The sequence below is a fragment of the Halorussus halophilus genome (assembly GCF_008831545.1).
Lineage (GTDB): Archaea > Halobacteriota > Halobacteria > Halobacteriales > Haladaptataceae > Halorussus > Halorussus halophilus.
Map to the genome: position 1 here is coordinate 2,126,212 of NZ_CP044523.1, position 14,694 is coordinate 2,140,905.

General features: G+C 63.0%; 14 protein-coding genes. All 14 read right to left on the minus strand.

Annotated elements, in window-relative coordinates:
• Positions 1-229: 229 nt before the first annotated feature.
• Positions 230-1,708 carry an NADH-quinone oxidoreductase subunit N gene (locus F7R90_RS10550; protein WP_158057408.1) on the minus strand — a complete coding sequence of 493 codons (1,479 nt, stop codon included), beginning with the start codon at positions 1,706-1,708 and terminating at the stop codon, positions 230-232.
• Positions 1,709-3,247: a complex I subunit 4 family protein gene (locus F7R90_RS10555; protein WP_158057409.1), complete on the minus strand. Its 1,539-nt coding sequence runs from the start codon at positions 3,245-3,247 to the stop codon at positions 1,709-1,711.
• Positions 3,248-5,296, minus strand: coding sequence for an NADH-quinone oxidoreductase subunit L (gene nuoL / locus F7R90_RS10560; protein ID WP_158057410.1), 2,049 nt, complete (start codon positions 5,294-5,296; stop codon positions 3,248-3,250).
• 4 nt (positions 5,297-5,300) lie between these two features.
• Positions 5,301-5,603 carry an NADH-quinone oxidoreductase subunit NuoK gene (gene nuoK / locus F7R90_RS10565; protein WP_158057411.1) on the minus strand — a complete coding sequence of 101 codons (303 nt, stop codon included), beginning with the start codon at positions 5,601-5,603 and terminating at the stop codon, positions 5,301-5,303.
• On the minus strand, positions 5,603-5,989 hold the full coding sequence (locus tag F7R90_RS10570) for an NADH-quinone oxidoreductase subunit J family protein (RefSeq protein ID WP_158057412.1): 387 nt from the start codon (positions 5,987-5,989) through the stop codon (positions 5,603-5,605). The genes nuoK and F7R90_RS10570 overlap by 1 nt, the downstream gene beginning before the upstream one ends.
• Positions 5,986-6,252 (minus strand): NADH-quinone oxidoreductase subunit J, encoded by a 267-nt coding sequence (locus F7R90_RS10575; RefSeq protein WP_158058893.1) that lies wholly within the window; start codon positions 6,250-6,252, stop codon positions 5,986-5,988. The genes F7R90_RS10570 and F7R90_RS10575 overlap by 4 nt, the downstream gene beginning before the upstream one ends.
• A 58-nt stretch (positions 6,253-6,310) precedes the next feature.
• Positions 6,311-6,772, minus strand: coding sequence for a NuoI/complex I 23 kDa subunit family protein (locus tag F7R90_RS10580; protein WP_158057413.1), 462 nt, complete (start codon positions 6,770-6,772; stop codon positions 6,311-6,313).
• Complete coding sequence (locus F7R90_RS10585) at positions 6,772-7,893, minus strand: complex I subunit 1/NuoH family protein (protein WP_394352009.1); 1,122 nt, start codon at positions 7,891-7,893, stop codon at positions 6,772-6,774. The genes F7R90_RS10580 and F7R90_RS10585 overlap by 1 nt, the downstream gene beginning before the upstream one ends.
• The gene (locus tag F7R90_RS10590; RefSeq protein ID WP_394352021.1) at positions 7,890-9,485 is read right to left on the minus strand and encodes an NADH-quinone oxidoreductase subunit D; all 1,596 of its coding nucleotides are present in this window, start codon (positions 9,483-9,485) and stop codon (positions 7,890-7,892) included. Before F7R90_RS10590 ends, F7R90_RS10585 begins: the two co-directional genes overlap by 4 nt.
• Positions 9,486-9,544: 59 nt before the next feature.
• Positions 9,545-10,249, minus strand: a complete 705-nt coding sequence (locus tag F7R90_RS10595) for an NADH-quinone oxidoreductase subunit B (protein ID WP_158057415.1) — start codon at positions 10,247-10,249, stop codon at positions 9,545-9,547.
• A complete protein-coding gene (locus tag F7R90_RS10600) occupies positions 10,246-10,653 on the minus strand; it encodes an NADH-quinone oxidoreductase subunit A (RefSeq protein WP_158057416.1) in 408 nt (135 codons plus the stop codon). The genes F7R90_RS10595 and F7R90_RS10600 overlap by 4 nt, the downstream gene beginning before the upstream one ends.
• A 263-nt stretch (positions 10,654-10,916) precedes the next feature.
• Entirely contained in the window at positions 10,917-11,531 is a 615-nt protein-coding gene (gene purE / locus F7R90_RS10605) for a 5-(carboxyamino)imidazole ribonucleotide mutase (protein ID WP_158057417.1), read from the minus strand.
• The gene (locus F7R90_RS10610) at positions 11,528-12,724 is read right to left on the minus strand and encodes a 5-(carboxyamino)imidazole ribonucleotide synthase (RefSeq protein WP_158057418.1); all 1,197 of its coding nucleotides are present in this window, start codon (positions 12,722-12,724) and stop codon (positions 11,528-11,530) included. The genes purE and F7R90_RS10610 overlap by 4 nt, the downstream gene beginning before the upstream one ends.
• An 86-nt stretch (positions 12,725-12,810) precedes the next feature.
• Positions 12,811-14,601 carry a flippase activity-associated protein Agl23 gene (locus F7R90_RS10615; protein ID WP_158057419.1) on the minus strand — a complete coding sequence of 597 codons (1,791 nt, stop codon included), beginning with the start codon at positions 14,599-14,601 and terminating at the stop codon, positions 12,811-12,813.
• Positions 14,602-14,694 lie beyond the last annotated feature (93 nt).

Sequence of the window (14,694 nt, forward strand, 5' to 3'; positions counted from 1 at the left end):
CGCCAACCCCGTGCGAGGGACGAGTGAGCGAAGCGAGCGAGTCGGTTGGGGAGGCCTGTGGCTGTCGCCGTGCGGTTGCGGTCTTCTCGGTTTCGCGAGTAGCTAGCTTCGACTCTACAGACTCATCGTTCCCAGTAAAGCGCAAAACAACCTCAATTCCACCGGCAACAGCTACTCAAAATCAAAAACAGCCAAGAAACGGAAATCGCGCGAAAACCCAACTACGAATCTACGCCACTAGTGCCGACGCCGCTTGCGTGGCGTACTCCCAGACCGGACCGAATCCGGGCAGGAGCAGCACGGTCACGAGCGCGGCGGTGGCGAGCGCGGCGTAGAGGCCGACCGGTTTCGACTCGATGTCGAGGTCACCCGACGGCTCTTCGATCCACATCGCCTTGACGACTCGCGAGTAGTAGTACAGCGACAGCGCGCTGTTGATGGCACCGAGTGCGGCGAGCCACCAGAATCCGGCGTCAACCGCGGCACCGAACAGGAAGTACTTGCTCATGAAGCCACCGCCGACCGGGAGGCCAGCGAGGTTGAACATGAACAGCGTCATCACGCCGCAGGCGAACGGTGCCTGCTCCGAGAGACCGTTGAAGTCCTCGAAGTTCCGGCCGACCGACCAGTACTCTGTGAGGGCGATGAACAGGAACGCGCCCGTGTTCATGAACCCGTAGACGAGCAGGTGGGCCATCCCGGCACCGAGGACGAACGAGTCGTTGCCACCCGAGAGGGAGGCCAGCGCGATGAGCGCGTAGCCCGCGTGTCCAATCGAGGAGTACGCGAGCATGCGCTTGACCTTGTCCTGCGTGGCGGCCGCGAAGTTACCGAGCGTCATCGTGACGACGGCGAGAATCTGGGCCGCGAGCACCCAATCGACGTTCGCCAGTTGACTGGCGGGGAACGCGACGGTGAACACGCGGAACGCGACGGCGAACCCGGCGGCCTTCGAAGCCGACGAGAGGAACGCCGAAATCGGTGCGGGCGCGCCCTCGTACGCCTCCGGTGCCCAGAAGTGGAACGGCACGGAGGCGGTCTTGAACGCGAACCCACCCAGAATCATCAGCACGCCGATGCCCAGCACGCCGGTCAGTTCCGTACCGCCAGCGGCCGAGGCGACGTCCGACAGAATCATGGAACCGGTGACGCCGTAGACGAGGCTGATACCGTAGACCATGATGGACGACGAGAGCGCGCCGATGAGGAAGTACTTCAGGCCCGCTTCGACGCTGCCGCGGTTCTTCTTCAGAATCGCGACGAGCGCGTACGACGGGAGGCTGGCGAGTTCGAGGCTGACGAAGACGACGGCCAGACTGTTCGCGGCCGCCATCAGCGTCATGCCCGTCGCGGCCAGCGTCACCAGCGCGTAATACTCGCCCTGGTAGCTGTGGTCGCGCAGGTAGTCGTAGCTCGCGACCGACACCATCGCGGTGACGCTCGCGAACACGAACGCGAAGAACAGCGCCATCGTGTCAACGACGAGCGCGTCTCCGTACAGCGATATCGGCTCCTCGCCGGTTCCCGCGATTAGGAACCAGACCGCGAAGCCGACCGCCGCGAGCGACCCGATGGTCGCCGTGCCTGCAAGCAGACCGCGGCTACTGGAGTCGGGGTCAATGCTGTCGATGAGGAGTAACACGAGCGCCGTCGCAGCGAGTACGAGCGTGGGCGCGAGTGCCATCCAGTTGGGGAGTTGCGTCGCCATTTAGAGTCCACCTCCTGCGGCCGGGACGAGCGGAGAGACGGCGTCCTGAATCATCGTGTAGAAGATGTTGGGGTCAACGCCCAACAGGATGACCAGCAGGACCAGCACCACGAGCGGTGCCACGTCGTGGAACGCCGCGGGACCGACCTCGTAGTCCGTCTCCAACTCGAACGGGCCGAACAGGGTCCGCTGCATCGCGTACAGCAGGTAGCCTGCGACGATGACGATGCCGAACATCGCGGCAGAGGTGAACAGCGGCGCGGCCGTGCCGAGCGTCTCGGCACTGAACGCGCCGAGGAAGATGAACAGTTCACCCGCGAAGCCAGCCATCAGCGGCAGGCCCATGTAGCCGAACGCGCCCGCCACGAAGACGGCGACGGTGAACGGCATCTTGGACGCCATCCCGGACATGTCCGAGACCATCCGGGTGTGGGTCGTGTTGTAGATGACGCCAACCGCCATGAACATCAGTCCCGAGATGAGGCCGTGGGCGACCATCTGGAAGGTCGCACCGCCCATGCCGTACATCGTGTACGCCACGAGGCCGAGGATGACGTAGCCCATCGAGGACACAGAGGAGTACGCGACGATGCGTTTCAGGTCGCTCTGTGCCAACGCGAGCATCGCACCGTAGATGACGCTGACCACTGCGAACGTCGCGATGAGCGGCGCGTAGTCTGCGGCCGTCTGGGGCAGCATCGTGAAGTTGAACCGAAGCAGGGCGTACGTACCCATCTTCAGCAGGACGCCTGCCAGCATGATGGAGACGGGCGTCGGGGCTTCGACGTGAGCGTCCGGTAGCCACGTGTGGAACGGGACGACCGGGACCTTCACCGCGAAGCCAGCGAACATCGCGAAGAACGCGACGACCTTCAGCGTCTCCGCGCCGATTGGGCCGAGACCCTGCAGTTGCCCACCGCGCAATGCCTGCGCGACGGCGGGCAGGTCGAACGTCGTCACCGAGTCACCGAGTCCGAACACGAGTGCGACGAACCCGATGAACATCACGAGGCTGGCGATGTTCGTGTAGACGAACATCTTGATGGCCGCGTACTTGCGTCGCGGGCCACCCCAGACGCCGATGAGGACGTACATCGGCACCAGCACCATCTCCCAGAAGACGAACCAAAGGAAGAAGTCCAGCGCCGAGAAGACTCCGAGCAGGCTCGCTTCGAGGAAGAGCATCAGGCCGTAGAACTGGCTCTGTCGTTCCTGAATCGGCGTCCACGACGCGAGCAGCGCGAGCGTCGTGAGAATCGTCGTCAGGACGACCAGCGGCATGCTGATACCGTCCAGTCCGACGTGCCAGTTCAGGCTGTAGGGGCCAGCGACGACCCACTGGAAGTTCTCTTCGAAGGCTAGCGACCCGCCCTGCGTGAGCGCGTTGCCAGTAGCCTCGAAGGTGCTGTACATCCACAGACTCCCGACGACCGGGATGAGACTGAGTGCGAACGCCAGTTTCCCCGCAATCTTGTCCGGTGCGAGGAACACCGCGAAGGCGCTCGCCAGCGTGACCGCGATAAGCGCTTCAATCAACATCTAGAACCAACCTCCTACGAATCCGATGACGAGCAGTAGGACGACGAAGCTCGTCGTCAACAGGAGGGCGTAGTTCGTGACGACGCCCGTCTGAATCCGCTTCAGGCGACTGCCACTGAACAGGCTCACGCTGGAGACGCCGTTGACGACGCCGTCCACGATGCCTTGGTCGAACTTGTCCGCCGCGCGTGCGACCGGGAGCGTGAGACCGGTGGCGAGCCACACCTGATACTCGTCCTGATAGTAGTTGTTGAACAGCACCGTCTTGACGCCGCCGAGCTTGTCGGTGTGTTCTTCCGGCGAGGGCACTGCGTAGAGCTTCCACGCGAGGCCTGCGCCTGCGAGTGCGAGTCCGAGCGAGACGCCAGCACCGAGCAGGACAGTCATCAGCTCCGAGCCGATGGTGCCCGCCGAGTAGTGTGCGAACTCGTGGGTGAGTTCGCCGTAGTGGTGGGCGCTGAGTGCGGTTGGACCGCTGTCGAGCCACTGGTGCAGGAAGTCGAGTTCGACGCCGGTCAGCTTCTGCACCGGAAGCATGTTCACCAGACCAGTGACCGCCGCGAGAATGCCGAGGAACGCGAGCGGTCCCTTGACGTTCCAGCGAACGCCGTGGGGGTTGCGCGCAGTATCACTTCGGGGTTCACCGTGGAAGGTCAGCGCGACCATTCGGAAGGTGTAGAACCCGGTGAAGAACACCGCGAGCAGGCCCATGGCGTACGCGGCCAGCAGAATCGGACTGTTCAGGCCGTGAACGAGTGCCTCGTAGAGAATCTCGTCTTTCGACCAGAAGCCCGAGAACGGGACGATGCCCGCGAGTGCGAGCGACCCCGAGAGGAACGCGTAGTAGGTCACGGGCATCTTGTCTTTCAGACCGCCCATGTCCCACATGTTCTCGTTGTGGTGCATGGCGATGATGACCGAACCAGCACCGAGGAACAGGAGCGCCTTGAAGAAGGCGTGGGTCATCAGGTGGAAGGTCGCCGCGACGTAGCCGCCTGCGCCCAGGCCGAGCATCATGTACCCGTACTGGGAGATGGTGGAGTACGCCAGCACCTGCTTGATTTCCTTCTTGACGACGCCCATCGTCGCCGCGAACAGGGCGGTGAACCCGCCGATGAACGCGATGATGGCGAGGACGGTCGGCAAGAGTGCGTAGAACCCGTACATGCGCGCGACGAGGTAGACACCTGCCGCGACCATCGTCGCCGCGTGAATGAGTGCGGAGACGGGCGTCGGGCCTTCCATCGCGTCGGGAAGCCACGTGTGCAGTGGGAACTGTGCGGACTTGCCGACGACGCCGCCGAGGACGAGTAGTCCGAGGACGGCGAACCACGCTTGCGGGTCGAGTCCGAGGAACGTCGTCACTTCTCCCGCGCCTTCACCGAGCAACGCCTGCTCGGCCATGTGCGGGAACGAGTGGTCGCCCACGAACATCGTCGTGCCGAAGGTGGCGAACATGCCCACGACGCCGATGAGGAAGAAGTAGTCCCCGAAACGGGTGACGAGGAACGCCTTCTTCGCGGCGCTCGGCGGGCCTTCCTGGCGGAACCAGAAGCCGATGAGCAGGTACGAGCAGAGCCCGACCAGTTCGAAGAACATGAACGCCATCAGCAGGTTGTCCGCCATGACGAACGCGAGCATGCTGAAGGTGAACAGGCCGAGTCCGGCGTAGTACCGCGGGAGGCCGGTCTCGCCCTCGTCGTTCATGTAGCCGAGGCTGAACACGTGAACGAGTACTGCCACCGTCGAGACGATGACGAGCATCATCGTCGAGAGCGGGTCCAGCAGGATACCGAAGTGCAAGTCGAACGTCTGTTCGCCCATGCCTGCGACCCAGACGATGGAGTTGTGGTAACTTCCACTGCCCGAGACGGCGACGAACGCCCACAGCGACAGCAGGAGCGAACCAGCCGTCGCGAGGATGCCGGGAATCGCGCCGCCCTTGGGGAGAATCCGTGGAGCGAACGCGCCGACGAGCAGTGCGATCAGGAACGATACGAACGGCAGCGCCGCGATGGCGGGTGCCAACTCGAAGGGGAGTGCTGCCATACGTTTACCACCTCATCGTCGTTGCTTTGGCCACGTCCACGTCCTTGAAGTTGCGATACAGCACCAGGATGATGCCGATACCGACCGCGACTTCCGCGGCCGCGAGCGCGAGCGTGAACAGACTGAACGTCTGTCCCGACAAGTTGCCGTGAAACTGTGAGAACGCGACGAGGTTGATGTTCGCCGCGTTCAACAGCAGTTCGACGCTCATCAGGAACATCAGCGCGTTCTTGCGCGTCAGGATGCCGAAGACGCCGATGCAGAAGACGGCGGCCGACAGCAGGAGGTAGTACTGAACCGGTATCATCAGTTTTCGTCCTCCTCTGTCAGTTCGCCACCGTCTGCGGCGACGGCTTGGCTCTCCTGTTCGACCGCGTCAGAACGAAGGGCCGAGACGACCTCGCCCGCTTCGTCGCGGCGTGCCAGCATGACCGCGCCGACGAGCGCGGCGACCAGCACGAGGTCGATAATCTCGAACGCCACGAGGAAGCCTTCGCTCGACACGGCGTTCTGCGCGCCGATGTTGAACATCGCGTAGCCGATGCTAGCCGTGATGTCGGCCCCGTTCGGGAAGCCCTGTGCCTGCCCGAACGAAGCAGTCGCGAAGACGTAGGCCATCACGCCGAATAGCGCGAGGGCCGCGACTCCGGGCCACCATCGGTCTGCGTCGTTGAGTCTTGGTTTCGTAGTCATACCTCTGTCACCTCCTCTGTGTTAGCTCGGCGCGTGAGCATCACGGCGAACGTGATGAGGATGAGAACCCCGCCGACGTAGACGAGGATCTGCATCGCCGCGAGGAACTCCGCCTGTAACAGTACGTAGTGTACTGCGACAGAGAGGAGCGCGACACCCAGCAACAACGCCGAGTGCCACACGTCACGCACCAAGACGACGCCCAGACTGCTCGCTATCGTGACGAGCGCGAACAGCCCGAACGTGAGCATCTCGTATGCCATTTCAGTCACCTTGGAATTTGTATAATCGCCCTTTTAAGATTTCGAGACGGGCCAGTCTCTACTGATAGTCTACCTCGCCTTCGCCTTCGCCGATCCACGCACCGCGGTCGGGTTCCCGCGATTCGAGCGGGTCGATGTCCTTGTACCACGGGACGTTCTTCAGCTGTTCTTTGTTGTAGACGAGGTCGTCTTTCGTATCGCCCGTGAATTCGAAGTTCTGCGTCAGTAGGATGGCATCGACGGGGCAGACCTCCTCACAGAGCCGACAGTAGATGCACTGTCCGATGTGGAGGTTGTACTGCTCGCCGTTGCGCTGTTCGTCCTGAACGATCTGAATCGTGTCGTTCGGACAGACGTTCTCACACTGACGGCACCAGATGCACCGCTCTTGGCTGAACTTGTGGACCCCACGGAACCGGGGGCTTACTTCGGGTGCCACGTCGGGGTACTCGACCGTGAACGTGGACCCGTCCAGTGCGTGCTTCAGCGTGGTTGCCATTGACTTGAGAACTCCAATCATTAGAGCATCACCCCAACGATGACGGCGGTGAGGACGAGGTTGACGAAGCTCAGTACGAGCATGCCCTTCCAGCCGATTTCGATGAGTTGGTCGATGCGGACGCGCGGCACTGCCGAACGTGCCCACTGGGTGAACAGGAAGACCGCCCAAATCTTCACGACGAACCAGACGAAGTTCATCGATTCGGGGAGGAACGGTCCGGACGGTCCACCGAGGAACAGCGTGGCGATGAGCGCGCCGCCGAGGAAGATGTGCAGGAACTCGCCGAGGTAGAACAGCACGAAGTAGACCGAGGAGTACTCGGTCTGGTACCCGGCGACGATTTCGGTCGGTGCCTCGGGGATGTCGAACGGGTTACGCCCGACTTCCGCGAGGTTCGCCACGACGAACAGCACGAAGGCGAACGGGTTCACGAACGCGAACCACGACGGAATCGCGATTGGTCCGAGCATGAACAGCGTCTGTTGCTGTGCGGCGACGATTTCGCTCATGCGGAGACTGTCCGTGAACAGGACGACGGACGCGGCGGTGATGACGAGCGGAATCTCGTAGGCGATGTTCTGTGCAATCGCGCGCAGAGCGCCCATCAGCGAGAACTTGTTGCTCGACGCGTAGCCACCCATCGTCAGTCCGAGCGTCGCGATAGAAGCGACCGCGAACGCGTACGCGAGTCCGGTTTCGGGGTCGGCCAGCATCAGGTTGACCCCGAAGAGGTGCCCCATCGGAATGACCGCGAAGCCCAGCAGGGCCGACCCGGCGACCACGATTGGCGCGAGGTCGTACGCGGGACGGTCCGCACCGTCCGGGACGATGAGTTCCTTACCGAGCAGGCGGACTGCGTCGGCGACGATGATGAACAGACCGGCCGGACCGACGCGGTTCACTGCGATGCGGTCGGTGAACGCGGCCGTAATCTTTCGTTTCGCCCACGGACCGGCGACGCCCGTCATCGCCAGCATGATGTTGCCGACGATGAACGCCGCGATGAACGCCGCGATGGCTTCCTGCCACGGGGCCATGTTCGCGCCGAAGATGGCCTTGCCGATGGTCTCGGGGAGTAGTGGGTCGGCGTTGCCGCCGTTGCCACCGCTCTGCTGGAGGAAGACGTAGCCCAGATTCATCGGTCCACCTCGCCGAGAATCACGTCGAGGCTACCCAGCGTGGCGACGAGGTCGGCGACGTACTCGCCCTTGCTCATCGCGTTCAGTGCCGAGAGGTTACAGAAGCACGGGCTCCGAATCTTGAACCGCCCCGGCTTGTCGGTGCCGTCCGAGCGGATGTAGATACCGAGTTCGCCCTTCGCACCTTCGACGGCGCGGTACACTTCCGTGTCCGGGTCGGGCTTGAGCGTCCGGGGAACGTTCGCCTGAATGTTGCGCTCGTCCTCGGGCCAGTCTTCGAGCAGGTCGATACACTGGCTGATAATCTTCGCGGACTCCTCGACTTCGCGCATGCGGACGAGGAGGCGACTGTAGTTGTCACAGCCGTCTTCGGTGACGACGTCCCAGTCGAGCTCGTCGTAGTAGCCGTAGGGGTCGTCACGACGCAGGTCGTAATCGACGCCGGAACCGCGAAGCACCGGTCCCGTGACGCCGAACTGCTTGGCCGTCTCGGGGTCGATGGTGCCGGTGTCGATGGTCCGAATCTGGAAGATTTCGTTGCTCGTGATGAGGTCGTGGTACTCTTCGAGCGCCTCCGGGAGGTCGTCGAGGAAGTCCCGAGTCTTCTCGAAGAACTCCTCGCGCGGCTCCGGCAGGTCCCAGACGACACCGCCGAGGCGGAAGTAGTTGAACATCATGCGCTGACCGGTCAGGTCCTCCAGAATGTTCTGGACGATTTCTCGGTCCCGCATGGCGTACATGAAGATGGCCGTGAAGTCGCCGTAGATGTCCAGACAGAACGTTCCGAGCGCGAGCATGTGCGCGGCGATGCGGCACAGTTCGGCGCTCATCGTCCGGATAATCTGGGCGTACTCGGGCACCTCGATGTCGTTCAAGTCCTCCGCCACGCGAGCGTAGGCCCACTCGTTGAGCAGGCCCGCCGACGCGTAGTCCCAGCGGTCGGGATACGGCATAATTTGGTGGCGGTAGGTGCCGTTCTGGGCCATCTGCTCCTCGCAGCGGTGGAGGTAGCCGATGTCCGGTTCCACGTCGGCGACCTGTTCGCCGTCCAGCACCGTCTTCAGGTGGAGCACGCCGTGGGTCGCCGGGTGGTGGGGACCGATGTTGAGGAACATCGTATCCGACTCGGCGTCCTTGTGGTCCTCCTGGAGCGGATTCTTGTGCTCGTCGAACGAGACGATTTGGGGCTTGTCCTGGTCGTAGTCCGACGACAGGGGGTGGCCCTGCCACGTCTCGGGGAGCAGAATCCGACGCATGTCGGGGTGGCCGTCGTAGTTGACACCGACCAAGTCGTAGGCCTCCCGCTCCTGCCAGTTGGCCGTCTTGAACACGCCCGAGGCCGTCTCACTGACCGGGTTCTCCACGTCGGTTGGCACGACGACGCTGACCTCTTGGGTCGGGTCGTCGAACTTCTTCAGGTGGTAGATGGTCTCGAAGCGGTCCTCGTAGTCCTGGGCCGTGACCATCGAGAGGTGGTCGAAGCCAGCCTCGTCGCGCAGGATTTCGAGCGTCGCCGCCACTTCGTCGGGGCGGACGACGAACCCTTCCGCGTTGAGGTGGGTCTCGCGACCGATGACGTGGTCACCGAGCATGTCGGCGATGGCGTCGTAATCGACGCCCTCGATGGATTGGGGACGCTTCTCTTGGGAACTCATGGTGAATCAGCCCAGTTGTAGCGCATGACGAGAGTCTCCTCGTCGATGTCGTCTGCGAGCTTCTCGACCAGTTCGTCCCGTTCTAAGTCCGAGAACTGCTCCATCTCGTACGGCTTGACCGTCACCGGACTGCTCTCGCCGTTGGCGATGCGCTCTTGGAGCTTGACGACGCCGTAGACGAGTGCTTCGGGGCGCGGCGGGCAACCGGGGACGTGGATGTCCACCGGGATGACCTCTTCTGCGCCCTTGATGACGTTGTAGCCCTCTTGGAACGGGCCGCCCGAGATAGAACAGGAGCCCATGTTCACGACGAACTTGGGTTCGGGCATCTGGTCGTAGACCCGCTTCATGCGCGGGGCGAACTTCGAGACGATGGTCCCCGGAACGATCATCACGTCGGCCTGTCGCGGCGACGCGCGCGGGACCCCCGAACCGAAGCGGTCGAGGTCGTGCTTGACCGCGTAGGTGTGCATCATCTCGATGCTGCAACACGCGATACCGAACTGCAGCATGAACATCGACGACCCCCGCACCCAGTTCATGAACTTGTCGAACTTCGTGAGGATGAACGGCGAGGAGCCGAACGCCTCTCGAAGCTTGGAGTTGAAGCGGTTGTCCACCGCCCCGCTCATCCGGGCCTCGCGGGTCTTAGTCTGTGCGTCTGTGCTTCCGCGAATCGTGTCCCGTGGTTCGTTACTCATTGTCTGTCTACACTCCGTTGCGTGGGGTTGCTGACCCAACGTACGGCACCGTTACGCCAGGCCCAACCGAGCCCGACGACGAGAACGCCGATGAACAGGAGCATCGGCAGCAACGCCGTGGTGAGTCCGACGCCTTCCATCGAGACTGCCCGGCGGTAGATGACCGTCCAAGGGAAGATGAGGACGGTCTCGATGTCGAAGACGACGAACAGCAGCGCGACCATGTAGTACTGAATGTTGAAACGGATGCGCGTGCCGCCCGTCGGAATCTCACCACTCTCGTAGACGGTGGTTTTACCTTTTTCTGGCACACTCGGCCGGAGGAGACTGGAGACCGCCATCATCCCGAGCGGAATCAACAGCCCCACCAGCGCAAGCGCGCCAATGGCTATCCATGGATTCATACCGGTTTTCTCCTAGCGGTCGGAAGTTGTGAGCGCACCCCTATAAGCGTTGATTCTTGCGATTCGTTCGGATTCGAACGTCTCAAGCGCCTCTCGGCGGTTTGACGGTTTCTGTCGGGAAACGAGATATTTCGGTTGAGACAGGGTGGCACGGACGGGAGGTGACGCTACTTCGTCGTGGGTTCTGTTCAGTAAACCGAGAGTAATCCGAGATAGAGCGTCCAGTGGCGCTCGCGGCCAAAATCAGGCTTCTTAAGCGAGCCTTACTCTCGACCCTCGCGGAACGCCGGAGTGCCCTGCTCGTGGAGTCGGCGCGAAACGTCCGCGACGCCCGCTTGCAGGTCGTCGTGGTACTCGACCAGTCTGTCGCGTAGTTCGTCGTGTTCGCGCGCGAGCGTCTGCACCGCAGAGAGCGCGGCGTTGAACGACTTGCCCGCGTCCACGGCGACGATGGGCGCGCCCGTCGGCATACCGATGACCGACGAGACGGACTTCTCTTGGACCGGGACGCCCACCACGGGTAACGGAAACGCGAGCGAGGCAGTCATGTTCGGCAGGTCGGCGGACTTGCCCCCTGCACCCGCAATAATCACGTCCAGTCCGCGCGCCTCGGCGGTCTCGGCGTAGGCGTACATCAGGTCCGGAGTTCGATGTGCGGAAACGACGTACGTCTCGAAGGTGAATCGGGCCTCCGGCGGGTCGTCGTAATCAGTCACCTCTTCGAATCCCAACTCGGTTAGCGCGTCGTACGCGCCGGACATCACGTCTAAGTCCGAGTCGCTCCCCATCACGATGCCGATTTCGGGGGTCGCTTCGGGGTCTCTGTCACGCTCTGCCTCCGCTCGCAGGTCGTCGATGAGTTGCTGGAGTTCGGTCATTGGAAGGTCACCTTCTCGCGTAGTTCTCGCGCGTCTTCGAGTAGCGTCTCGACTTCGGCGTCACAGTCGTCGGTCAGCGTCAAGTGCGCCATCTTCCGCAGGGGCCGCACCTGCTTCTTGCCGTACCAGTGGAAACTCGCGCCCGGTTCGGCAAGAATGGAATCGGCGCCAGAGAGGCTCGCTGACTGATTCTCCTCGACGTCGCCCAGAATATTCGCCATCACGATGGGGCTCCGGAGGTCGGTCGCACCGAGCGGCTTGCCGGTTACGGCGCGCGCGTGCTGTTCGAACTGCGAGGTCAGCGCGCCCTCGATAGTGTAGTGGCCGGAGTTGTGCGGGCGCGGCGCGATTTCGTTGACCAAAATCTCGCCATCTGCTCGCGGTTCGTCACCGCTCGCATTCGAGGCGCTTCGCGCCTCGCTCGTCTGGAAGAGTTCGATGCCGTAGACGCCTCTCCCCGACAGTTGGTCCAGCACGTCCGAAGCTACCTCGCGGGCGCGCTCCGCGACTGCCTCCTCGGTGCGCGCAGGCACGACGGTCTCGCGCAGAATCTCGTCCTCGTGGATATTTTCGCCGAGCGGGAAGGTGGCGGTTTCCTCCTTCCCTTTCACGCCGATGATGGACACCTCGCGCTCGAACTCCACGAACTGTTCGACCATCGCACCGCCCGCAACCGAATCGAGCGCGGCGTCGATGTCGGCCTCGCTCTCGATGGGGACGTTGCCCCGGCCGTCGTAGCCACCCTCGCGGGCCTTGAGCATGACCGGATAGCCGAATTCGTCCAGTGCGTCCTCCAAATCTGCGCGGTCATCCACCTGTCGGAACGGCGGCACCGGCACGCCCGCCTCCCGAAGTCGCTCCTTCTGGACCAGTTTGTCCTGAATCGTGCGCAGGGTCGCCGGGTCGGGGTGGACCGGCACGTCGTACTCCAACTCGACGGCTTCGAGGAGGTCGGGGTCGGCCAACTCGATTTCGTACGTGAGGTAGTCCGCGCGCGAGGCGAGTTCCCGGACGGCGTCCTCGTCGTCGAAGTCGCCGACGAGTTGGTCGCGCGCGACCGGAGACGCCGGACAGTCCGGCGTCGGGTCTAAGACCACTAGCTCGATACCAAGCGGCGTCGCGGCCTCTCCGAGCATCCGACCGAGTTGACCACCGCCGACGACGCCGAGCGTGACTGGGTCGCTGTCGCTCATTGAGCGAGACGTTGTGGACAGGACTGCATAAGATTTGCCAACTCGAACGCGAGCTATGCACGAACGTGGTTACTGTGAGCCATCGATTACGACGACTCGTCGTTCGAGTCGCCGCCACCACCATCAGTCGCCGGTGGCGCATCGGACGGCAGCGCGTCCTCGTGGACGTAGAAGACGGTCCGGCTTCCGTGGATGGTCAACTCGTGTTCGTACGCTCGGTAGTTCGACAAGCGACGGTCGAGTACGTGACTGTCTGACGCGCGAGCGATGACGACTGGAGGAACGTCCCCGCTGAGTTGGCTTGGGTCGGCCGCGCTCTCGACCACTGCGTCGGCATGCTCGGTGTACCACGGAATCGGCAGTCGGTTGTACCAGCCACCACCTGCGGCCCACCGGTCGTTATCAGACTCGTCGGCCACGTAGAAGTCAGAGCCGTAGTATAGGACGTCGGTGCCGTCGTTCTGTCTGGCGACCTCCCCGACCAACTCCAGCGTCGGGCGGATGCCGTCTGCCGGTTGGCCGTACTGGACGAGCGTGTTCACGTCCGTCTGGCCGTCGTCGAGATACTCGTCCTGCGGATGGACGAAACTCGTCGTGACGGCCGTGGCCGCCATCTGGCCGACGACGAGCAGCACGAGCAGGGTGGCGAGCGTCGCACTCACGCCGTCGCTGTCGCCGATAGCCTGTGCGGCCCACCGGACGAAGACGGCGAGACCGACGCCTGCCGGGATTACGAGCGGGACGACGGCGTGAATCGGCTCCCACGGGAACGGGTTCTCGACGATGACTGGGTAGCCGACGAGGCTGACGAATCCCCAGTAGAACGTGAACGCGACGAGGTCACGAGGGCGAGGCCCGTCGTATCGGTCCACGAAGAACCCGACGAGCGCGAGTACGAGCAACGGAAGCGCGCCCTGCTGGGTGGGTTTCCAGAGCGCCTTGAACGTCCCGAGGAACGAGTTCTGGTTGCCCTCGCCCCACTTGCTCGCGAACTTCTCCCACGACCCGACTGTCGCCTCCTCCACGACCGCGGGGAACATGCCCGGATTCGTGAACGCCTTCCAGAGACCGGGACCGGGGACCCCACGCGCTCTCGGCGCGTAGAAGAATATCACGACGGCGAAGAAGAACGCGAGACCGAGCGCCAGATGGAGCCACCACCTACGGGCGTGCCAGAGGTCCGAACCCCACTTGCGGAGCAGGGCGACCCGGTCGTCTTCCCCGCCGACGAGGAGCAGGCGGTGTTCCAACAGGAGTACCGCCGCGCCGAGCCACGTCACGACGTAGACGAGGACGTTCTCCTTGGTGGTGAACGCCAGCGCCAACATCAGCGTCCCGGCGTAGAGATATCGCGGCTTGTGCGTGTCGAACAGTCTGACGTAGAACGCCAGCGCGTACACCATGAACGCCGCCAGCAGCACGTCGTTCCGCATGAACCGCGAGTAGTACAGCAGCAGCGGGTTGAGCGCGAAGAAGAGGCCGACGGTGAGCATCTCCGCCCGGTCCAGTCGCTCGCGGAACAGCCACGCGGTCAGCGGGAGAAGTCCAGAGACGATTGCCACGGGGAGGCGAGCGAGGAAGTCGCTCGCACCGAACAACTGGAACAGATACTTGTTCACGTGGTAGAGGAACGGGCCGTGGATAGACGCGTGGTACTCCCAGATGCCGTTCTCCGCGTACCGCAGAATCCAGTAGCCGACGCGTGCCTCGTCCCAGTGGAACACCCGCGTCCCGAGTGCGAACAGTCGGAGCGACAGCGCGACGAGCGTCACCGCGACGACCGCCGCGAGCGTTCGGGTCCCAACCGACCGTCCGAACGCCGTCACGGAGTCGTGGCTCCGCCCGAGTTCGCTAGAGGGTGTCTCGTCTGTACTCATCGTTTCTGGGAAAACATCCGAAGGGATACAAGTGTACCGGAGCAGTCGAGGAGTCAATTTTTCCGGATAGCGGTAGTTCTTTTACCGGTCCAC